This window comes from Pseudomonas siliginis, assembly GCF_019145195.1.
Classification (GTDB): domain Bacteria; phylum Pseudomonadota; class Gammaproteobacteria; order Pseudomonadales; family Pseudomonadaceae; genus Aquipseudomonas; species Aquipseudomonas siliginis.
The window spans coordinates 17,997-40,824 of the sequence record NZ_JAHSTW010000006.1; the positions used below are offsets into that span (position 1 = coordinate 17,997).

Annotated in this window: 15 protein-coding genes; 13 read left to right on the forward strand and 2 right to left on the reverse strand. The window is 61.5% G+C overall.

The window, feature by feature from the left end; translation table 11 throughout:
* Positions 1-118: 118 nt before the first annotated feature.
* Positions 119-2,338 (reverse strand): primosomal protein N', encoded by a 2,220-nt coding sequence (locus tag KVG87_RS13245; protein ID WP_217851076.1) that lies wholly within the window; start codon positions 2,336-2,338, stop codon positions 119-121.
* A gap of 284 nt (positions 2,339-2,622) precedes the next feature.
* Between KVG87_RS13245 and rpmE the strand changes: the two genes are divergently transcribed.
* From rpmE to KVG87_RS13260, 3 genes are all read left to right on the forward strand, one after another.
* The gene (rpmE, locus tag KVG87_RS13250) at positions 2,623-2,844 is read left to right on the forward strand and encodes a 50S ribosomal protein L31 (RefSeq protein WP_041477565.1); all 222 of its coding nucleotides are present in this window, start codon (positions 2,623-2,625) and stop codon (positions 2,842-2,844) included.
* 41 nt (positions 2,845-2,885) lie between these two features.
* Complete coding sequence (locus KVG87_RS13255) at positions 2,886-3,668, forward strand: thermonuclease family protein (RefSeq protein ID WP_217851079.1); 783 nt, start codon at positions 2,886-2,888, stop codon at positions 3,666-3,668.
* A 184-nt stretch (positions 3,669-3,852) separates the two neighbouring features.
* Positions 3,853-5,121, forward strand: coding sequence for a malic enzyme-like NAD(P)-binding protein (locus KVG87_RS13260; protein ID WP_016772053.1), 1,269 nt, complete (start codon positions 3,853-3,855; stop codon positions 5,119-5,121).
* A 128-nt stretch (positions 5,122-5,249) separates the two neighbouring features.
* Here the strand turns inward: KVG87_RS13260 and KVG87_RS13265 are convergent, their stop codons facing one another.
* A complete protein-coding gene (locus KVG87_RS13265) occupies positions 5,250-7,694 on the reverse strand; it encodes a penicillin-binding protein 1A (RefSeq protein ID WP_437180902.1) in 2,445 nt (814 codons plus the stop codon).
* A gap of 219 nt (positions 7,695-7,913) precedes the next feature.
* Between KVG87_RS13265 and KVG87_RS13270 the strand changes: the two genes are divergently transcribed.
* The 10 genes from KVG87_RS13270 (at position 7,914) to KVG87_RS13315 (ending at position 22,668) form a co-directional block, all read left to right on the forward strand.
* Positions 7,914-8,978, forward strand: coding sequence for a pilus assembly protein PilM (locus tag KVG87_RS13270; protein WP_217851081.1), 1,065 nt, complete (start codon positions 7,914-7,916; stop codon positions 8,976-8,978).
* Positions 8,978-9,544, forward strand: a complete 567-nt coding sequence (locus KVG87_RS13275; protein WP_016772051.1) for a PilN domain-containing protein — start codon at positions 8,978-8,980, stop codon at positions 9,542-9,544. Before KVG87_RS13270 ends, KVG87_RS13275 begins: the two co-directional genes overlap by 1 nt.
* Positions 9,541-10,164 (forward strand): type 4a pilus biogenesis protein PilO, encoded by a 624-nt coding sequence (gene pilO / locus KVG87_RS13280; RefSeq protein WP_076565234.1) that lies wholly within the window; start codon positions 9,541-9,543, stop codon positions 10,162-10,164. Before KVG87_RS13275 ends, pilO begins: the two co-directional genes overlap by 4 nt.
* Positions 10,161-10,691 (forward strand): pilus assembly protein PilP, encoded by a 531-nt coding sequence (locus KVG87_RS13285; RefSeq protein ID WP_217851083.1) that lies wholly within the window; start codon positions 10,161-10,163, stop codon positions 10,689-10,691. The genes pilO and KVG87_RS13285 overlap by 4 nt, the downstream gene beginning before the upstream one ends.
* Before the next feature lie 13 nt (positions 10,692-10,704).
* Entirely contained in the window at positions 10,705-12,783 is a 2,079-nt protein-coding gene (locus KVG87_RS13290) for a type IV pilus secretin PilQ (protein WP_217851084.1), read from the forward strand.
* Positions 12,784-12,787: 4 nt separating this feature from the next.
* Complete coding sequence (gene aroK / locus KVG87_RS13295) at positions 12,788-13,306, forward strand: shikimate kinase AroK (RefSeq protein ID WP_024011270.1); 519 nt, start codon at positions 12,788-12,790, stop codon at positions 13,304-13,306.
* 152 nt (positions 13,307-13,458) lie between these two features.
* Positions 13,459-14,559 carry a 3-dehydroquinate synthase gene (aroB, locus tag KVG87_RS13300; protein ID WP_041477573.1) on the forward strand — a complete coding sequence of 367 codons (1,101 nt, stop codon included), beginning with the start codon at positions 13,459-13,461 and terminating at the stop codon, positions 14,557-14,559.
* Positions 14,560-14,569: 10 nt separating this feature from the next.
* On the forward strand, positions 14,570-16,156 hold the full coding sequence (locus KVG87_RS13305; RefSeq protein ID WP_217851085.1) for an AAA family ATPase: 1,587 nt from the start codon (positions 14,570-14,572) through the stop codon (positions 16,154-16,156).
* 614 nt (positions 16,157-16,770) lie between these two features.
* Positions 16,771-21,216, forward strand: coding sequence for a glutamate synthase large subunit (gltB, locus tag KVG87_RS13310; RefSeq protein ID WP_150638042.1), 4,446 nt, complete (start codon positions 16,771-16,773; stop codon positions 21,214-21,216).
* Positions 21,217-21,249: 33 nt separating this feature from the next.
* The gene (locus KVG87_RS13315) at positions 21,250-22,668 is read left to right on the forward strand and encodes an FAD-dependent oxidoreductase (protein WP_007909438.1); all 1,419 of its coding nucleotides are present in this window, start codon (positions 21,250-21,252) and stop codon (positions 22,666-22,668) included.
* Positions 22,669-22,828 lie beyond the last annotated feature (160 nt).

Here is a 22,828-nt window from a genome sequence, read left to right on the forward strand (position 1 = left end):
CAAAAAGTCCGCTTTCGAGAGCAGGCTCGCTCCCACAAGGTTTTGCGCAGGACACACAAGGTATGTACGGCGCTGATCCACTGTGGGAGCGAGCCTGCTCGCGAAAGCGATCTTCAGCTCAATACAGATCCACCGGATCAACATCCAGCGACCAGCGCACCGCCCGCCCACTCGGCATCTGCTCCAGCGCCAGCATCCAGCTCGCCAGCAAGCGATGCAACGGCGCCCGGGCGGTCGCCTGCAACAACAGTTGCGCGCGATAACGCCCGGCGCGGCGCTCCATCGGTGCCGGCACCGGCCCGAGCAGCTCGATGCCGCTCAGATTCAATTCGGCCAGCAAGCGTTCGGCCTCGCTGCACGCTTCATCGAGAAAGCCTTCGGCCTGCCCCGGCTTGTGCGCTTCGGCACGCAACAGCGCCAGATGGGCGAACGGCGGCAACCCGGCGGCGCGGCGTTCGCTCAAGGCTTGTTCGGCGAAGGCGAAATAACCCTGCTCGGTCAGTTGCACCAATAAAGGGTGGTCAGCCAAATGCGTCTGGATGATCACCTTGCCCGGCTCTTCAGCCCGCCCGGCACGCCCGGCGACCTGGACGATCAGTTGCGCCATGCGCTCGCTGGCGCGGAAGTCGCCGGAGAACAGGCCGCCGTCGGCATCCAGAATCGACACCAGCGTCACCCGTGGGAAGTGGTGCCCCTTGGCCAACATTTGCGTGCCGACCAGAATGCACGGCTGACCCTTTTGAATCGTCGCAAACAACTGATTCATCGCGTCCTTGCGCGAGGTGCTGTCGCGATCGACGCGCAGTACCGGGTAATCCGGGAACAGAATCGCCAAGCGTTCTTCGGCGCGTTCGGTACCAGCACCGACCGGGCGCAGATCGACCTTGCTGCACTTCGGGCACTGGCGCGGCGTGCGCTCGACGTTGCCGCAGTGGTGGCAGCGCAACTCGCCGTAACGTTGATGCACGGTCATGCGCGCATCGCAGCGCGAGCACTCGGACATCCAGCCGCAATCGTGGCAGAGCAGGGTCGGGGCAAAGCCGCGACGGTTGAGGAACACCAGCACCTGCTGGCCGTTGGCGAGGGTCTGGCCGATGGCTTGCTGCATCGGTCCGGAAATACCGCTGTCGAGCGGACGGCTTTTCACGTCCAGACGCAGGAAGCGCGGTTGCTTGGCGCCGCCGGCGCGCTCGTTCAGGCGCAGCAGGCCGTAGCGACCGGTGTAAGCGTTGTGCAGACTTTCCAGCGACGGCGTGGCGGAGCCGAGCACGATCGGGATGTTTTCCTGCCGCGCGCGTACCAGCGCCAGATCGCGAGCGTGGTAGCGCAGACCTTCCTGCTGTTTATAGGAACCGTCGTGCTCTTCATCAATGATGATCAGCCCGGGATTTTTCATTGGCGTGAACAGCGCCGAACGGGTGCCGATAATAATGTCGGCCTCGCCATCACGGGCGGCGAGCCAGGCTTCCAGGCGTTCGCGATCATTTACCGCCGAGTGCAGCAGGGCGATCCGCGCATTGAAGCGCTGTTCGAAACGCGCCAGGGTCTGCGGGCCGAGGTTGATTTCCGGGATCAGCACCAGTGCCTGTTTGCCGGCTTCGAGGGTCTCGCGAATCAGTTGCAGATAGACTTCGGTCTTGCCGCTGCCGGTGACGCCGGCCAACAGAAACGCGTGATAACTGTCGAAACCGGCGCGAATCGCTTCATACGCCGCGCGCTGTTCGCTGTTGAGCGGCAGCTCCGGTTGCGCCAGCCAATGTTCATGGCGAACGCCTGGGGCGTGGCGGCGGATTTCGACCTGCACCAGCCCCTTGGCCAGCAGCAGATCGAGGCTGTCCTTGCTCAGCATCAGTTTGCTCAGCAATTGATGGGCGACGCCGTGGGGGTGCTGGGCCAGCGTGGTCAGCGCCTCGCGCTGGCGTGGCGCACGGGCCACTCGCGGGTCGTCAACGCTGGCGCCGGGGGCAATCGACCAGAAGCGTTCCTGCCGGGCCTCGGCCAGCTCGCCCTGACGCAGCAGCACCGGCAAGGCCCAGTTCAAGGTGTCGCCGAGGCTGTGCTGATAATACTGCGCCGTCCACAGGCACAGCTTGAACAGCGCCGGCGGCAGCGGTGAAGTCGAGTCGAGGAGGGCCAGTGCCGGTTTGAGTTTTTCTGCCGGCACCTCGCTGGTGTCGGTGACCTCGACCAGAATCCCGATCATCTCGCGCCGACCGAACGGCACCCGCAAGCGCATGCCCGGCTGCAATTGCTCACGCCGCACCCCGGCCGGCGCCCGGTAATCGAACAGGCGGCGCAGAGGCGAAGGCAGGGCAAGGCGCAGAATGGCGTCGGGCACGCGGGGGGATCTCGATACGCAAAATGATCGGATATGCATGACCTGTGGGAGCGAGCCTGCTCGCGAAGGCGGTGGGACAGGCAACACATGTGTCGACTGCCATGGCGCCTTCGCGAGCAGGCTCGCTCCCACAGGGAAGTGCGTTCAAGGCCGGGAGCCTAGCAGACGGTCGGTCTCGGTGACAGCTTGCGCGATTGAAAAGGTCTGGTAGAATCCGCGGCCTAATTACGTGCGGTATTCAACAATAGTGTTGGGTGGCGGCACGCTAGCCTGAGGAAGACACCATGAAAGCCGATATCCATCCGAACTACCCGGAAATTGCTGTTACCTGCAGCTGCGGTAACAAGTTCGAAACTCGTTCGACCTACGGCAAAGCCCTGGCGATCGACGTTTGCAACGAATGCCACCCGTTCTACACCGGTAAGCAGAAGACTCTGGACACCGGCGGCCGTGTGCAGAAGTTCGCAGACCGTTTCGCTACTTTCGGCGTCGGCAAAAAAGCCTGAGGCTGATCATTTTGGAAGGTCGCTTCGACTGCTCCAGACTGATGAAAAAGGCGTCCCTTGCGGGCGCCTTTTTTGTGTCTGCGATTTGGCTGTCCGCCGCCCAGGCGTTCTGCCCGGCACCCGCAGGGCTGACCAGCGTTTCCGTGCAGCGGGTGGTCGATGGCGACACCCTGCGCCTGAGCGACGGCCGCAGCGTGCGCATGATCGGCCTCAATACGCCGGAGCTGGGCAAGCAGGGCCGCAGCGACGAACCCTTCGCCGTGGCGGCGCGTAAACGCCTGCAAGCGCTGGTGGATGACAGCGCCGGCCGAGTCGGTCTGCGGCCCGGCAAGCAGGCGAAAGACCATTACGGGCGTACGCTTGCGCATGTTTACAGCGTCAGCGGAGTGAATCTCGAAGCGCAGATGCTTGCCGATGGCCTGGGTTTTCACGTTGCGGTCGCGCCGAATGTCGACCTGGTCGCCTGCCAGCAGGCCGCCGAACGCAGCGCGCGACAGGCCGGGCTTGGGCTCTGGCGGCAATCGCCGGTGCAGAAAGCGCAGGAGATCCAGCGTTCGGGCTTTGCCGTACTCAGCGGTCGGGTGAGCAAGGTGCAGCGCAATCGCGGCGGAATCTGGATCGAGTTGCAGGACAGGCTTGTATTGCGGGTTGCACCCAATCTGGTCGGACAATTTGACAGTGCTGGTTTGCAAGCATTGAAAGGCAGGCAGATCGAGGCGCGTGGCTGGGTGGTTGACCGATCCCGGCGCGGTGGTCTGCAAAAAGGTCAGGCGCGCTGGTTGCTGCCGTTGACCGATCCTTCGATGCTGCAAGTATTGCGCTGAAGAAAAATTGTAGACATTTTTACGGCTGATTGTGAACAGTCCAGCCCTTGTGCGCCGTGGCTCTTGGCCCAAAGTCGTAGGGCAGGGCGCTTGACAGCGGTGACTGCCCAGTCTTGTGGGGACTTTGCGAGGCGCGTATCCTCGCTGACCAGTCTGTCCAACAGTAAAAAAGCGGAATGCCAAAATGTCTGATCTGAAAACTGCCGCTCTCGAATACCACGCCAATCCTCGTCCGGGGAAGCTGAGTGTCGAGCTCACCAAGGCCACTGCTACCGCCCGCGACCTGTCGCTGGCCTACAGCCCCGGCGTAGCTGAACCAGTGCGCGAGATCGCTCGCGATCCTGAACTGGCCTACAAATACACCGGCAAGGGCAACCTGGTGGCAGTCATTTCCGACGGCACCGCGATTCTCGGCCTGGGCAACCTCGGCCCACTGGCTTCCAAGCCTGTAATGGAAGGCAAAGGCGTGCTGTTCAAGCGTTTCGCCGGCATCGACGTATTCGACATCGAAGTCGACTCCGAAAGCCCGCAGGCCTTCATCGACACCGTCAAGCGCATCTCCATCACCTTCGGTGGCATCAACCTGGAAGACATCAAGGCGCCTGAGTGCTTTGAGATCGAACGCGCTCTGATCGAGCAGTGCGATATTCCGGTGTTCCACGATGACCAGCACGGCACCGCGATCGTGACCGCTGCCGGTATGATCAACGCCCTGGAAATCGCGGGCAAAACCCTGCCGGAAGCGAAGATTGTCTGCCTCGGCGCCGGTGCTGCCGCCATCTCCTGCATGAAACTGCTGGTGAGCATGGGCGCTCGCATCGAAAACATCTTCATGGTTGACCGTACCGGCGTGATCCACTCCGGCCGTGACGACCTGAACCAGTACAAAGCCGTGTTCGCCCACGCTACCGAGAAGCGCACCCTGGCAGACGCACTGGCAGGCGCTGACGTATTCGTCGGTCTGTCCGGTCCGAACCTGCTGAGCGCCGAAGGCCTGCTGTCGATGGCGGCCAACCCGATCGTCTTCGCCTGCTCCAACCCGGATCCGGAAATCTCCCCGGAACTGGCGCACGCAACCCGTAGCGACGTGATCATGGCTACCGGCCGTTCGGACTACCCGAACCAGGTCAACAACGTACTCGGCTTCCCGTTCATCTTCCGTGGTGCCCTGGACGTTCGCGCCAAGCGCATCAACGAAGAAATGAAAGTCGCTGCTGCCAACGCCCTGCGCGAACTGGCCAAACTGCCTGTTCCACAGGACGTGTGCGATGCCTACGGCGGTGCTCCGCTGGAATTCGGCCGTGAGTACATCATTCCGAAACCAATGGACAAGCGCCTGATCACCCTGATCTCCGACGCCGTGGCCAAGGCTGCGATCGAGACCGGCGTGGCCACCCTGCCGTATCCGAAGAACTACCCGCTGAAAAGCGTGGATGACGTGTTCAACGGTTAAAAGCAGCCGCCCATAAAAAAACCCAGCCTGGTGCTGGGTTTTTTTATGGGCTGCAAGCTACAAGCTACAAGCGTGCATCGTTCGCGCTTTTGCTTTCCGCTTGTAGCTTGGCGCTTGCAGCTGCTCCCCTAGAACAGATCGATCGGCGCCTGCTCATCCGCCGGCAGCGGGCTGCCTGGCACGGCGCCGTTGCCCAGCTCGTTCACCGATGGCGGCGTGTCTTCGGCCTTGAACAGTTCGAAGTACGCACCCGGTGTGCTCGGTGTTGCTGCACGGCCGCTGACCGGGTCTACCCGCAGGCTGAGCAAGCCTTCTGGCTCAGGCTGCACATGCGGCGGCTTGTCTTTCAGCGCGGCCGACATGTAATTCATCCAGATCGGCAGCGCCACAGTACCGCCAAACTCACGGCGCCCGAGGCTTTCCGGCTGGTCGAAACCGGTCCACACCGTGGTTACGTAATCAGCGTTGTAGCCGGAGAACCAGGCATCTTTCGATTCGTTGGTGGTACCGGTCTTGCCGGCGATGTCGCTGCGGCCCATGGCCAGTGCACGGCGGCCGGTACCGAGTTTGATTACGTCCTGCAGCATGCTGTTGAGGATGTAGGTGGTACGTCCATCGACAATCCGCTCGGCCACGGCCGGCGCTTGCGGCACTGCCGGATTGCCGGGCGCTTCACCGGCAACTGGTGTGGCGTTGACCGTGAACGACTCGGTGGCTGGCGCAGCGATACCGTCGGTCGCGGAACCACCCTGTGGCACGGTCGGCGGGTTGGCGACGAACAGCGTGTCGCCGTTACGGCTTTCGATCTTGTCGATGATATACGGGGTGATCTTGTAGCCGCCGTTGGCAAAGGTGCTCCAGCCAGTGGCGATTTCCATTGGTGTCAGCGTTGCGGTGCCGAGTGCCAGCGACAGGTTCGGCGGCAGGTCCTGCTTGTTGAAGCCGAAGCGAGTGATGTAATCGATGGTCTTGCCCACGCCCATGGCCTGCAACAGGCGGATCGACACCAGGTTGCGCGACTTGTACAGCGCTTCACGCAGGCGGATCGGGCCGAGGAAGGTGTTGGTGTCGTTCTTCGGTCGCCAGACCTTGTCCAGGTACTCGTCGACGAACACGATCGGCGCATCGTTGACCAGGCTGGCAGCGGTGTAGCCGTTATCCAGCGCGGCGCTGTAAACGAATGGCTTGAAGCTCGAACCCGGCTGACGCTTGGCCTGCATGGCGCGGTTGTAGTTGCTCTGCTCGAAAGCGAAGCCACCCACCAGCGAACGGATCGCACCATTCTGCGGATCCAGCGACACCAGTGCGCCCTGAGCCTGGGGAATCTGGCTGAATTTCAGCGAATTGTCGGTCTGGCGCTGTACGCGGATCAGATCACCGACCTGCGCGACATCCGACGGCTGGCGCGGGTTGGCGCCCATGCTGTTGGTGTTGAGGAACGGTCGCGCCCATTTCATCGTGTCCCAGGCTACGTGCTCTTCACCGGTGCGGGTCAACACCTGCAAGCCGGTTTTATCGACCTGGGTGACGATGGCAGGTTCCAGGCTGCTGATGGTGCGCTGCTTGGTCAGTTCGCTGGCCCAGGCTTCGCGGGTCTTGCCCGGCAAGCGCGACTCGGGGCCACGGTAGCCGTGGCGCTGATCGTAAGTCATCAAGCCTTCGTGCAGCGCGGTGTTGGCCATTTCCTGCAGATTGCTCGGCACTGTGGTGGTGACGCGGAAACCTTCGGTGTAGGCGTCGCTGCCATAACGGCCGACCATTTCGGCACGGGCCATTTCGGCGATGTACGGTGCGTTCACTTCCGGGGTCGGTACGTGATAGCTGGCGTTCAATGGCTCGTTGATCGCCGCGGTGTAGTCGGCTTCGCTGATCTTGCCCAGCTTGTACATGCGCCCGAGGATCCAGTCGCGGCGTTCTTTACTGCGCGCCGGGTTGGCCAGCGGGTTGAAGCGCGACGGAGCTTTTGGCAGGCCGGCGATCATCGCCATTTGCGCGAGGCTGATGTCACGGATCGATTTGCCGTAATACACCTGCGCCGCCGCCTCGATGCCGTAGGCGCGGTTGCCCAGGTAAATCTTGTTGACGTACAGCTCCAGGATCTCGTCCTTGGTCAGTTGCCGTTCGATCTGCAGGGCGAGCAGGATTTCCGTGGTTTTACGCGAGAAGCTGCGCTCGCTGGTAAGGAAGAAGTTCTTCGCCACCTGCATGGTGATGGTGCTGCCACCGGACTGAATGTGTCCGCTCTTGACCAGTTGCGTTGCCGCGCGCATCAGGCTGCTCGGATCGACGCCATAGTGATTGGCAAAATTGTCGTCTTCAGCACTTAGTAACGCATTGATGAAGTTGGGCGGAATGTCGGCGAAACGGATCGGTGTACGGCGCATTTCGCCAAATTCTGCGATCAACTTGTTGTCGCTGCTGTAGACGCGCAGAGGAATCTGCAACTGAATGCTTCTCAGCGCCTCCACAGACGGCAAACCCGGACTAAGGTAAAGAAAGGCGCCGCTGAGACCTAAGAGCAGTCCGCAGAAAACGGCGACGATGGACCAACCGAAAAATTTCAGCAGACGAATCAAGGCTTTTGGACATCCAGGGCAAAGAATGAATTTGGCACGGGGCTGCGGTTACACACAGAGCCATCCGCGCGGGCAGTAAAAAGCGGAAAAAATCGCTGGGCATTATAAGCACTTTTCCGTCGGAGGCGTCATTGGCGCTTCTGTCAAGACGGGGGTGAAGGAACGCAATGCGTATTACAGAGTCCGTAACTCACGGAAAGTCATAGGGAATTGGTAGTGCTGGGACTCTTCAATAAAAAGACCAATGCGTTACTGGGGATCGACATCAGCTCCACGTCGGTGAAGCTGCTGGAACTGAGCCGTCAGGGCGAGCGCTACCGGGTCGAGGCCTACGCGGTGGAGCCGTTGCCGGCGAACGCTGTGGTCGAAAAGAACATCGCCGAACTCGAGGGCGTTGGCCAGGCACTGAGCCGCCTGCTGGTCAAGGCGCGTACCGGGGTCAAGAGCGTGGCGGTGGCAGTGGCGGGTTCGGCGGTGATCACCAAGGTCATCGAGATGGACGCCGGGCTGTCCGACGACGAACTGGAAAACCAGCTCAAGATCGAGGCCGACCAATACATTCCCTATCCGCTGGATGAAGTCGCCATCGACTTTGAAGTCCAGGGCGTCTCGCCGCGCAACCCGGATCGGGTCAACGTGCTGCTTGCTGCCTGTCGCAAGGAAAACGTCGAGGTGCGTGAAGCGGCGCTGGCGCTCGCCGGCCTGACCGCGCGGGTGGTGGACGTCGAGGCCTACGCCCTCGAGCGCTCGTTCGGTCTGCTGGCGACGCATCTGGCGGCCTCCCAGGAGCGCCTGACCGTGGCAGTGGTCGACATCGGCGCGACCATGACCACTCTCAGCGTCCTGCACAACGGCAAGATCATCTATACCCGCGAGCAATTGTTCGGCGGACGCCAGCTCACCGAGGAGATCCAGCGCCGCTACGGCCTCACGGTCGAACAGGCGGGCCTGGCGAAAAAGCAGGGCGGGCTGCCTGACGATTACGTCAGCGAGGTCTTGCAGCCATTTCGCGAGGCGCTGGTGCAGCAAGTCTCGCGTTCGCTGCAGTTCTTCTTCGCCTCCGGCCAGTACAACGCGGTCGACCATATCCTGCTGGCCGGCGGCACCGCCTCGGTGCCCGGCCTGGACCGTCTGATCGAACAGCGGCTGGACACGCCGACGCAGGTCGCCAACCCCTTCGCCGACATGGCCTTGGGCAGTAAGGTCAACGCAGGAGCGCTGGCCAGCGACGCGCCAGCCTTGATGATTGCCTGCGGGCTCGCGCTCAGGAGTTTCGACTGATGGCGCGGATCAACCTTCTCCCCTGGCGCGAGGAGCGCCGCGAAGAACGGCGCAAGCGCTTTCTGCTGGTCCTGATCGGCGTGCTGGCCGGCTCGATCGGCGCGGTGCTGATTGCTGACCAGATCATCACTGCGGCCATCGAGCGGCAAATGGCGCGCAACGATTACATCGGCAAACAGATTGCCGTGGTCGACGAACGCATCAAGCAGATCAGCGAGCTCAAGGCGCGCCGCCAGCAATTGGTCGAGCGCATGCGCATCATCCAGGACCTGCAGGGCAACCGGCAGATCAGCGGGCGAATCTTCGATCAGTTGGCACGCACGTTGCCGGACGGCGTGTATTTCACCGATGTGAAAATGGCCGGCAAGACCCTGTCCATCAGTGGCGCGGCGGAGTCGAACAACCGGGTCTCCGAGCTGATGCGCAATCTCGACGCGTCCGACTGGTTCGACGCGCCGAGCCTGAATGAGGTCAAGGCCACCAGCGCCGATCAGGTCGAACAGGCCAACGTCTTCCAGCTGACCGTTCGTCAGACCCAGCCCAAGGTTGTGGAGGACGAGCAATGAACGCCTCCGAGTGGCTGCAAAGCCTGCGCAACATCGATTTCAATGACCTCGACACCAGCAACATCGGCTCCTGGCCGCCGGCCGTGAAAACCCTGTGCGGTGTGCTGGTGATGGTGTTGATCCTCGCGCTTGGCTATTACTTCTTCATCAGCGACATGGAAAATCAGCTCGACCTCAAGCGCGAAGAAGAAATCACCCTCAAGGAACAATTCGCCAGCAAGGCGCGGCTGTCGGCGAACCTTGAGCTCTATACCCAGCAAATGAAGGAAATGGAAAACACCTTCGGCGTGCTGCTGCGGCAATTGCCCAGCGACACTGAAGTGCCGGGCCTGCTCGAAGACATCACCCGTACTGGTCTGGGCAGCGGCCTGGAATTCGAGGAAATCAAGCTGCTGCCGGAAGTGACCCAGCCGTTCTACATCGAACTGCCGATCCAGATCACCGTGACCGGTGCCTATCACGACCTCGCGACCTTCGTCAGCGGCGTCGCCGGCCTGCCGCGAATTGTCACTCTGCACGATTTCGAACTGGCGCCGGCCAATCCCGAGGGCGGGACGAAGCTGCGCATGAGCATTCTTGCCAAGACGTACCGCTATAACGACAAGGGGCTGGAAAAATGACCCCGATTCGTTATCTCGTCCTGCCCATGATGCTGGTGCTGGCGTTGAGCGGTTGCGGTGGTGGTGATGACTTCAGCGACCTCGACGCTTACCTCAACGAAGTGCGCCTGCGTCCGGCGGGCAAGATTGAACCAACGCCGACATTCCGGTCTTACCCCACATTCACTTACAGCGCCGCCAACCTGCGCAGCCCGTTTTCGCGGCAGGCGCGGGTCGATCTGGCCGGGCAGAAGCACGGCTCGCGCAACGTCAAACCCGACCCTAACCGGGTCAAGCAATATCTTGAAGGGTTCAACATCGAGCAGTTCGAAATGGTCGGCACGATCGCCAATGCCTCGGGCTCGTTCGCGCTGCTGCGCGGCGCAGGCGGGGTGCATCGTCTCAAGGTTGGCGACTACCTGGGCCGCAACGACGGCCGCATCGTCGCCATCAGCCCTACCCAGGTCGATGTCGTGGAGATCGTGCCCGACGGCGCCGGCGCCTGGCTGGAGCGGCCGCGCACCATTCCTTTGAAAGAGCACTCATAGTGGAAGTCGAACAATGAACAGGATTTTCTCCACCCTCGGTTTTTCGCTATGGATAGCGCTGGTGTCACCGATGGTAATGGCGGCCAGTCTGAAAGCGCTGGATGTTGCCGCGCTGCCGGGTGACCGCGTCGAACTGAAGCTGTCATTCGACGGCCCGCCACCACAGCCCAAGGGCTACACAACCGAGTCACCGGCACGCATTGCACTGGATCTGCCGGGCGTGACCAGCCAGTTGGCCAACAGAAATCTTGATCTAGGCAGCGGCAACGCGCGTACCGCAACGGTGGCCGAAGCCAAGGATCGAACCCGGCTGATTGTCAGCCTGACGCAATTGGCGCCGTACAGCACGCGGGTCGAGGGCAATAATCTGTTTGTGGTGGTCGGTCAGGGCGCTTCCGCGACTGCGCCGCGCCCGGCCGCCGTCGCACCGCGTGCCACCACGGCCGCTGCGGCACCGGCCAGACCAGCCGCGCAACGCAGCCGGGCGATTCGCGGCGTCGATTTCCAGCGCGGCACCGAGGGCGAGGGCAACGTGGTCATCGACCTCTCTGATCCGACCATCGCCCCGGATATCCAGGAGCACGATGGCAAGATCATCCTCAGCTTCGCCCGCACGCAATTGCCGGAAAAACTGCGTGTGCGCCTGGACGTCAAGGACTTCGCCACGCCGGTGCAGTTCGTCAACGCAGCGCTCACCGGCGATCGCACCGTGATCAGTGTCGAGCCCAGCGGCACCTTCGATTACTCCACGTTTCAGACCGACAACAAGCTCACCGTGAGCGTGCGGCCGATGAGCATCGACGACCTGCAAAAGCGCAACGCCGACCGTCAGGCCTATGTCGGCGACAAGCTCTCGCTGAATTTTCAGGACATCGACGTGCGCTCGGTGCTGCAACTGATCGCGGACTTCACCAATCTCAATCTGGTGGCGAGCGATACGGTGCAGGGCGGTATCACTTTGCGCCTGCAGAACGTGCCGTGGGATCAGGCGCTGGATCTGGTGCTGAAAACCAAGGGGCTGGACAAGCGCAAGATCGGCAACGTGCTGCTGGTCGCGCCTGCCGATGAAATTGCCGCTCGCGAGCGTCAGGAACTGGAATCGCAGAAGCAGATCGCCGAGCTGGCGCCCCTGCGTCGTGAGCTGCTGCAAGTCAATTACGCCAAGGCGGCGGACATCGCCAAGCTGTTCCAGTCCGTGACCAGTGCCGAGGCCAAGGTCGACGAGCGCGGTTCGATTACCGTCGATGAGCGAACCAACAACATCATTGCCTACCAGACCCAGGATCGCCTCGACGAACTCCGGCGGATCGTCGCGCAGCTGGATATTCCGGTGCGCCAGGTGATGATCGAGGCGCGCATCGTTGAGGCCAACGTCGATTATGACAAGAGCCTGGGCGTGCGCTGGGGCGGTTCGGTGCAGAACAAGGGCAACTGGAACGCCTCCGGTGTCAACGGTTCATCGAGCACCATCGGTACGCCAGGCAGCACGAGTACAAACTCGCCGTTCGTCGACATGGGCACGGTCAATAACACTTCGGGGATCGGCATCGCATTCATCACCGACAACGTGCTGCTGGATCTCGAACTGACGGCGATGGAAAAGACCGGCAACGGCGAAATCGTCTCGCAGCCGAAGGTGGTCACCTCGGACAAGGAAACCGCGAAGATCCTCAAAGGCACCGAGATTCCCTATCAGGAGGCCAGCTCCAGCGGCGCGACCTCGGTGTCGTTCAAGGAGGCCTCGCTGTCGCTGGAAGTGACCCCGCAGATCACTCCGGACAACCGCATTATCATGGAGGTCAAGGTCACCAAGGATGAGCCCGACTACCTGAACAAAGTGCAGGATGTGCCGCCGATCAAGAAAAACGAGGTCAACGCCAAAGTGCTGGTAAATGACGGCGAGACCATCGTAATCGGCGGTGTTTTTTCAAATACTCAGAGCAAGGTCGTAGATAAGGTGCCATTTCTTGGCGATGTGCCGTATCTTGGCCGCCTTTTCCGGCGTGATGTGGTTTCGGAGAAAAAATCCGAGCTGCTGGTATTTCTCACTCCGCGTATCATGAATAACCAGGCGATTGCTGTGAGTCGTTGATTCTGTGCGAAATTTGATACTTGTAGGACCGATGGGTGCTGGCAAAAGCACCATCGGCCGATTGCTGGCCAAAGAGCTGCGCCTGCCGTTCAAGGATTCCGACAAGGAAATTGAGCTGCGCACGGGTGCCAATATCCCATGGATCTTCGACAAGGAAGGCGAGCCCGGCTTTCGTGACCGCGAGCAGGCGATGATCGCCGAGCTCTGCGCGTTCGATGGTGTGGTGCTGGCGACCGGCGGCGGCGCGGTGATGCGTGATGCCAATCGCAAGGCCCTGCATGAAGGCGGGCGCGTGGTGTATCTGCACGCCTCCGTCGAGCAGCAGGTCGGCCGCACCTCCCGCGATCGCAATCGGCCGCTGCTGCGTACCGCCGATCCGGCGAAAACCCTGCGCGACCTGCTCGAGATCCGTGATCCGCTTTATCGGGAAATTGCCGATCTGGTGGTGGAAACCGACGAGCGGCCGCCACGCATGGTGGTGCTCGACATTCTCGACCGTCTCGCGCAGTTGCCACCCCGTTAAAGCATCGCCCGAAATGCGCTATCCTCGGCGTCCTGTCAGCGCCCGCCGAGGGTGTGGCGGATGCCGGGCGAGCGGCGTCATACCGCTACAGGCCGCAGAACACCAATAATTTCAGGGCAGGACGCCTGCTTCCATCTTCACTGTGGGGACACATGCAGACACTCAAGGTCGATCTAGGCGAGCGCAGCTACCCGATTCATATTGGCGAAGGTCTGTTGGATCAGCCGGAACTGCTGGCGCCGCATATCCACGGGCGGCAGGTGGCAATCATCTCCAACGAAACCGTCGCGCCGCTCTATCTCGAACGTCTGACCCGCAGCCTTGCGCAGTTCTCGGTGATCTCGGTGGTGTTGCCTGATGGCGAAGCCTTCAAGAACTGGGAAACCCTGCAACTGATTTTCGATGGTTTGCTGACCGCCCGTCATGACCGCCGCACCACCGTGATCGCCTTGGGCGGCGGGGTGATCGGCGACATGGCCGGTTTCGCCGCCGCCTGTTATCAGCGCGGTGTCGATTTCATCCAGATTCCGACCACGCTGTTGTCGCAGGTCGATTCCTCGGTCGGCGGCAAGACCGGCATCAACCATCCGCTGGGCAAGAACATGGTCGGCGCGTTCTATCAGCCGAACGTGGTGCTGATCGATACCGCATCGCTGAAAACCCTGCCGCAGCGCGAGCTGTCGGCGGGCCTGGCGGAAGTCATCAAGTACGGCCTGATCTGCGACGAACCATTCCTGACCTGGCTCGAAGAAAACGTCGACGCCCTGCGCGCGCTGGATCAAACCGCGCTGACCTATGCGATCGAGCGTTCCTGCGCGGCCAAGGCTGCGGTGGTCGGCGCCGATGAAAAGGAGACCGGCGTCCGCGCTACGCTCAACCTCGGCCACACCTTCGGCCACGCCATCGAAACCCACATGGGCTATGGTGTCTGGCTGCATGGCGAGGCGGTCGCGGCGGGCACGGTGATGGCGCTGGAAATGTCCGCGCGCCTGGGCTGGATCAGCGAGCAGGAGCGTGATCGCGGCATTCGTCTGTTCCAGCGGGCCGGCCTGCCGGTCATTCCGCCTGAAGAGATGAGCGAAGCCGATTTTCTCCAACACATGGCAATTGATAAAAAAGTGATCGACGGTCGTCTGCGCCTGGTGCTGCTGCGCCGGATGGGCGAAGCGGTAGTGACCGACGATTATCCGAAAGAGGTTCTACAGGCCACGCTGGGAGCGGATTACCGCGCCCTGGCTCAGCTTAAAGGTTAAAACGATTCCGATGACTAGTTTGCATGCCGACGAGGCGTTTCTCGGCCATTTCCAGTTAAGTCACGACCCGTTCGCGCCACGGGTGCCGGGCTTCAAATTCTTCCCGGCTCAGCGCAAACCGGTGCTGGGTCAACTGCATCACCTGGCGCGTTATAGCCAGTTGCTGCTGGTGGTCACCGGCCCGCAAGGCAGCGGCAAGACCCTGCTGCGGCAGGCGCTGGTGGCCAGCACCAATAAGCAATCGGTGCAGAGCGTGGTGGTTTCCGCCCGTGGCGCCGGTGATGCGGCCGGCGTGCTGCGCCAGGTGGCGCAGGCGCTGGATGTCGCGCAGGCCGAAGTCGGCGCGATTCTCGAGCAGGTGGTGCAACTGGGTCTGACCGGGCAGGAAGTCTATCTGCTGGTGGACGATGCCGAGCAGCTCGACGAGTCCGCGCTGGAAGCGTTGATGGCGCTCGGCGCCGGCACGCCGGAAGGTCGTCCGCATGTGTTCCTGTTCGGCGAGTCGTCGCTGATCGCTCAGCTTGAGGCGTTGCAGCTCGAAGAAGAGCGTTTCCACGTCATCGAATTGCAGCCGTACACCGAAGAAGAGACCCGCGAATATCTCGACCAGCGGCTGGAAGGCGCGGGCCGGGGTGTCGAACTTTTCACCGCAGATCAGATCTCTGATATTCACGAAAGCTCCGAGGGCTGGCCGGGCAACATCAACCAGGTCGCTCGCGATGCACTGATCGAAGTCATGATTGCCAGCCGCTCCGCGGTCAAGCGTCCAAGAATGGGGTTCAACATGCCGAAGAAACACGTATTGGCGATTTCCGCCGTCGTTGTGGTCGCGGTTGCCGCCGCCTGGCTGATGCCGGGTCGCAGCAAGGCACCGACCACCGGTGCTCCGGCCAACGAACAGGCGCAACTGCCATTGGGTCAGGGCGCAGCGAACGGCGCCAACCCGTCCGTCGAATTCGCCGGCAACACCCAGCCGATGCCGCTGCCATTGGTCGGCAACTCGCAGCCGGTCATGCGTGGCCCGCTGGCCGAGGCCGCCGGTGGCATTACCGAAGGCGACGACGGCGTGCCACTGGAAGGCTCCAGCGATACGCCGCCGACCGTAACCACCTCCGCACCGCCTGCGGGCGTTCCGGCCGGTCCCGCGCCGACACCGGCTCCGACTCCTGCCGCCAAACCGGCACCAACCCCGGCACCGACGCAGATCGCCACGGCCAAGCCCGCTCCGGCCACGCCAGCGCCAGCCGCGAAACCGGCTCCTGCTCCGGCCAAGCCTGCCGACAAGCCGGTCACAGTTGCCAAAGCCGCCGGTGGCAGCTGGTACGCCGGTCAGCCGACCAGCAACTATGTCGTGCAGATCCTCGGCACCAGCTCGGAAACCGCTGCGCAGAACTTCGTCAAGGAGCAGGGCGGCGAGTACCGTTATTTCAAGAAAGTCCTCAACGGCAAGCCGCTTTACGTGATCACCTATGGCAACTTTGCCAATCGTGATGCGGCCGTTTCTGCCATCAAGGCCTTGCCAGCGAAGGTTCAGGCTGGTAAACCTTGGCCTCGCACTGTCGCCAGCGTCCAACAGGAACTGGCAACAACTCGCTGAAGATTCGGCGGCCTTACCCAGGCCGCCTCTCCAAGCACCTCAAAATTTCTACGAGTGCGCGCCGCCTCTAGGGACGGTTGGCGCTTGCTGACGACCGCGACGCCGCCCCATTTTTTGCTGGGCAAGGCGCGAGGAACGCAGTTTGGTTTTTCCAAATAAGTTCCGAGCAACGCTGCCCAGCGAAAAATGGGGCGCGTCCCTTCGGGTTGCGCGCCAACGTGTGCGAGGCTGCGTTGCGGGATTTGCCAAGGGAACAACCATTGGCAGCATCCCGCGCCTTGCCTCGCACACGTTGGCGTGCAACGCGGTTCGCCAGCAAGCGCCAACCGTCCCTGCGGTCGCGTGCCTTGTGGTGTCTGCGTCACAGTAGTCTTTGAGTCGTTGCGGTCAAAATTAAAAAAGTTTTGACTAGCACAGCAGATCGCTTTAAACCTTTCACAAATGCGACATGAATTTGCGACAGTTCGTCGTCAAATTTGTGAGCCTTTGTGTCGCTGTGTACAATGACCACCCTTTTGCCCCCGCTAAGCCGGCGTACGTTCGGCGCGGAACGCAAGTGGTTGAATTGAAAAGAAATTTGCCTCGAATAGAGGCAGCCTGGTGAGAAAGTGTCTATGAAAGCAGGTCTGTACCAACCAGATGAATTCAAGGATAACTGCGGTTTCGGCCTGATAGCTCATATGCAGGGCGAGCCCAGTCATACCCTTTTGCAAACGGCCATTGAGGCCCTGACCTGCATGACCCACCGCGGTGGGATTAATGCCGACGGCAAGACCGGTGACGGTTGCGGTCTGCTGATTCAAAAACCCGACGCCTTCCTGCGAGCCATTGCCCAGGAAAGCTTCGGCGTCGAAATGCCCAAGCAATATGCCGTGGGCATGGTGTTCTTCAATCAGGATCCGGCCAAGGCCGAAGCCGCTCGCGAGAACATGAACCGCGAGATCCTCGCCGAAGGCCTGCAACTGATCGGCTGGCGCAAAGTGCCGATCGACACCAGCGTACTCGGCCGCCTGGCCCTTGAGCGCCTGCCGCAGATCGAGCAGGTCTACATCGGCGGCGAAGGCCTGAGCGATCAGGACATGGCGGTGAAGCTGTTCAGCGCCCGTCGCCGTTCGTCGGTGGCCAACGCCGCTGACACCGACCACTACATCTGCAGCTTTTCGCACAAGACCATCATCTATAAAGGCCTGATGATGCCGGCCGACCTGGCCGCGTTCTATCCGGACCTGAGTGACGAGCGCCTGCAAACCGCGATCTGCGTGTTCCACCAGCGCTTCTCCACCAACACCCTGCCGAAATGGCCGCTGGCGCAGCCATTCCGCTTCCTCGCCCACAACGGCGAAATCAACACCATCACCGGTAACCGCAACTGGGCGCAGGCCCGTCGGACCAAGTTCACCAATGATCTGATGGATCTGGAAGAGCTCGGCCCGCTGGTCAACCGCGTCGGTTCCGACTCCTCGAGCATGGACAACATGCTCGAACTGATGGTCACCGGTGGCATCGACCTGTTCCGTGGCGTGCGGATGATCATTCCGCCAGCGTGGCAGAACGTCGAAACCATGGACCCGGATCTGCGTGCGTTCTACGAGTACAACTCGATGCACATGGAACCGTGGGACGGCCCGGCCGGCGTGGTGATGACCGATGGTCGCTACGCGGTGTGCCTGCTCGACCGTAACGGTCTGCGTCCGGCGCGCTGGGTGACCACCAAGAATGGTTTCATCACCCTCGCCTCGGAAATCGGCGTGTGGAACTACCAGCCTGAAGACGTGCTCGCCAAGGGTCGCGTCGGCCCGGGCCAGATCTTCGCCGTGGATACCGAAACCGGGCAGATCCTCGATACCGATGCGATCGACAACCGTTTGAAATCCCGTCATCCGTACAAGCAATGGCTGCGCAAGAATGCCCTGCGCATTCAGGCGACCATGGAAGACAACGACCACGGTTCGGCTTTCTACGACGTCGACCAGCTCAAGCAGTACATGAAGATGTATCAGGTCACGTTCGAAGAGCGTGATCAGGTGCTGCGTCCGCTCGGTGAGCAAGGTTACGAAGCCGTGGGCTCGATGGGCGACGACACGCCGATGGCCGTGCTGTCCCAGCGTGTGCGCACGCCGTACGACTATTTCCGCCAGCAGTTCGCGCAGGTCACCAACCCGCCGATCGACCCGCTGCGTGAAGCGATCGTGATGTCGCTGGAAATCTGCCTCGGTGCCGAGCGCAACATTTTCCAGGAGTCGCCGGAACACGCCTCGCGCGTGATCCTCAGCTCGCCAGTGATCTCTCCGGCCAAGTGGCGCTCGCTGATGAACCTCGACCGTCCGGGTTTCGAACGGGCGATCATCGACCTCAACTACGACGAAAGCCTCGGCCTCGAAGCGGCGATCCGCAACGTTGCCGATCAGGCTGAAGAAGCCGTGCGCGCCGGGCGTACTCAGATCGTCCTGAGCGACCGCCATATCGCCCCGGGCAAGCTGCCGATCCACGCTTCGCTGGCGACCGGTGCGGTGCACCACCGTCTGACCGAGAAGGGCCTGCGTTGCGATTCCAACATCCTCGTTGAAACCGCGACCGCCCGTGACCCGCATCACTTCGCGGTGCTGATCGGTTTCGGTGCCTCGGCGGTTTATCCGTTCCTGGCCTACGAAGTGCTGGGCGACCTGATCCGTACCGGTGAAGTCCTGGGCGACCTCTACGAGGTGTTCAAGAACTACCGCAAAGGCATCACCAAAGGTCTGCTGAAGATCCTGTCGAAGATGGGTATCTCGACCATCGCTTCGTATCGCGGTGCGCAGCTGTTCGAGGCCATTGGCCTGTCCGAAGAAGTCTGCGAGCTGAGCTTCCGTGGCGTGCCAAGCCGGATCAAGGGTGCGCGTTTCGTCGACATCGAAGCCGAGCAGAAAGCCCTCGCCGTCGAAGCCTGGAGCCCGCGCAAGCCGATCCAGCAGGGCGGTCTGCTGAAGTTCGTCCACGGTGGCGAATATCACGCCTACAACCCGGACGTGGTCAACACCCTGCAAGCCGCCGTGCAGCAGGGCGACTACGCCAAGTTCAAGGAATACACCTCACTGGTGGACAACCGTCCGGTGTCGATGATTCGCGACCTGTTCAAGGTCAAGACCCTCGACACGCCGCTGGATATCAGTGAAGTCGAGCCGCTGGAGTCGGTGCTCAAGCGCTTCGACTCCGCCGGTATCTCGCTGGGGGCACTGTCGCCGGAAGCTCACGAAGCCCTGGCCGAAGCCATGAACCGCCTCGGCGCGCGTTCCAACTCCGGCGAAGGCGGTGAAGATCCGGCGCGTTACGGCACCATCAAGAGCTCGAAAATCAAGCAGGTTGCCACCGGCCGTTTCGGTGTAACTCCGGAATACCTGGTCAATGCCGAAGTGCTGCAGATCAAGGTCGCCCAAGGCGCCAAGCCGGGCGAGGGCGGGCAACTGCCGGGCGGCAAGGTCAACGGGCTGATCGCCAAGCTGCGTTACGCAGTGCCGGGCGTGACCCTGATTTCGCCACCGCCGCACCACGACATCTATTCGATCGAAGATTTGTCGCAGTTGATCTTTGACCTCAAGCAGGTCAACCCGCAGGCGCTGGTTTCGGTGAAACTCGTAGCAGAAGCGGGCGTCGGCACCATCGCCGCCGGTGTGGCCAAGGCCTATGCCGACCTGATCACCATTTCCGGCTACGACGGCGGTACCGGCGCTTCGCCGCTGACTTCGATCAAATACGCCGGCGCACCTTGGGAACTCGGCCTCGCTGAAACCCACCAGACCCTGCGCGGCAACGACCTGCGCGGCAAAGTCCGGGTGCAGACCGACGGCGGCCTGAAAACCGGCCTCGACGTAATCAAAGCGGCAATCCTCGGCGCCGAGAGCTTCGGCTTCGGCACCGCGCCGATGATTGCACTGGGCTGCAAATACCTGCGCATCTGCCACCTGAACAACTGCGCCACTGGCGTCGCGACGCAGAACGAGAAGCTGCGCAAGGATCACTACATCGGCACCGTCGACATGGTGGTGAATTTCTTCACCTACGTCGCCGAAGAAACACGTGAGTGGCTGGCCAAGCTTGGTGTGCGCTCCCTCGAAGAACTGATCGGTCGCACTGATCTGCTGGAAATCCTCGAAGGCCAGACCGCCAAGCAACATCACCTGGACCTGACCCCGCTGTTGGGCAGCGATCACATCCCGGCGGACAAACCGCAGTTCTGCGGCGTTGAGCGCAACCCGCCGTTCGACAAAGGTCTGCTCGCGGAGAAGATGGTCGAGCTGGCCGCGTCGGCGATCAACGACCTCAGCGGTGCCGAGTTTGAGCTGGATATCTGCAACTGCGACCGTTCGATCGGCGCCCGGATCTCCGGCGAAATCGCGCGCAAGCACGGCAACCAGGGCATGGCCAAGGCGCCGATCACCTTCCGTTTCAAAGGCACGGCCGGGCAGAGCTTCGGTGTGTGGAACGCCGGCGGTCTGAACATGTACCTGGAAGGCGACGCCAACGACTACGTCGGCAAAGGCATGACCGGCGGCAAGCTGGTCATCGTGCCGCCGAAGGGCAGCGTTTATAAAACTCAGGAAAGCGCCATTATCGGCAACACCTGCCTGTACGGTGCCACTGGCGGCAAGTTGTTCGCCGCCGGCACCGCAGGCGAGCGTTTCGCCGTGCGTAACTCCGGTGCCCACACCGTCGTGGAAGGCACTGGCGATCACTGCTGCGAGTACATGACCGGTGGTTTCGTCTGCGTGCTGGGCAAGACCGGTTACAACTTCGGCTCTGGCATGACCGGTGGTTTCGCCTACGTGCTTGATCAGGACAACACCTTCGTTGACCGGGTCAATCACGAGCTGGTGGAAATCCAGCGGATCAGCGGCGAGGCGATGGAAGCCTATCGCAGCCACCTGCAGAACGTGCTGAACGAGTACGTCGCCGAAACCGACAGCGAGTGGGGTCGTGAACTCGCCGAGAACCTCGACGATTACTTGCGGCGTTTCTGGTTGGTCAAGCCCAAGGCTGCCAGCTTGAAAACCCTGCTTTCCAGCACTCGTGCCAACCCGCAGTGATATGCGCCTGAAGAGTTTGATGAGGTTTTAACAATGGCTGAACGTCTGAATAACGACTTCCAGTTCATCGATGTCGGGCGCAAGGATCCGAAGAAGAAACTGTTGCGTCAACGCAAGAAAGAGTTCGTTGAAATCTACGAACCGTTCAAACCCCAGCAGTCGGCCGATCAGGCCCACCGCTGCCTGGGTTGCGGCAACCCGTATTGCGAATGGAAGTGCCCGGTGCACAACTTCATTCCCAACTGGCTCAAATTGGTCGCCGAGGGCAACATCCTCCAGGCCGCCGAGTTGTCGCACCAGACCAATACCCTGCCGGAAGTCTGCGGCCGGGTGTGCCCGCAGGATCGTCTGTGCGAGGGTGCCTGCACCCTCAACGACGGCTTCGGCGCGGTGACCATCGGTTCGGTCGAGAAGTACATCACCGACACCGCGTTCGCCATGGGCTGGCGCCCGGACATGTCCAAGGTCAAGCCGACCGGCAAACGTGTCGCGATCATCGGCGCAGGCCCGGCGGGTCTGGGTTGCGCCGACGTGCTGGTGCGTGGCGGTGTAACTCCGGTGGTGTTCGACAAGAACCCGGAAATCGGTGGCCTGCTGACCTTCGGCATCCCCGAGTTCAAGCTGGAAAAGACCGTGCTGAGCAATCGTCGCGAAGTCTTCACCGGCATGGGCATCGAGTTCCGTCTCAACACCGAAGTCGGTAAAGACGTGACCATGGAACAACTGCTCGCCGAATACGACGCGGTGTTCATGGGCATGGGCACCTACACCTACATGAAGGGCGGTTTTGCCGGGGAGGATCTGCCGGGCGTTTATGACGCGCTGGATTTCCTCATCGCCAACGTCAACCGCAACCTGGGCTTTGAAAAGTCGCCGGAAGATTTCGTCGACATGAAAGGCAAGAAGGTCGTGGTACTCGGCGGCGGCGACACGGCGATGGACTGCAACCGCACCTCGATCCGTCAGGGCGCCAAGTCGGTGACCTGCGCTTATCGTCGTGACGAAGCGAACATGCCCGGCTCGCGCAAAGAGGTGAAGAACGCCAAGGAAGAAGGCGTGAAATTCCTCTACAACCGCCAGCCGATCGCCATCGTCGGTGAAGACAAGGTCGAAGGCGTGAAGGTGGTCGAGACCCGTCTCGGCGAACCGGATGCCCGTGGCCGTCGCAGCCCCGAGCCGATCCCGGGTTCCGAAGAGATCATCCCGGCCGATGCCGTGGTCATCGCCTTCGGCTTCCGCCCGAGCCCGGCGCCGTGGTTCGAACAGTTCGAGATCCAGACCGATAGCCAGGGCCGCGTTGTTGCGCCCGAGCAAGGTCAGTACAAGCACCAGACCAGCAACCCGAAAATCTTCGCCGGTGGCGACATGGTGCGCGGTTCCGACCTGGTGGTGACGGCGATCTTTGAAGGGCGCAATGCGGCTGAAGGGATCCTCGATTACCTGGGTGTCTGATCACTTTCCAAAATTGGAATGGGATTAATTGTGGGAGCGAGCCTGCTCGCGAAAGCGGTGGATCAGTCAACAGAGATGTTGAATGTGAAGCCCTCTTCGCGAGCAGGCTCGCTCCCACAGTTGTTTCTCGGTGTTGCTGATAGCGCATTCCAGCGCAATA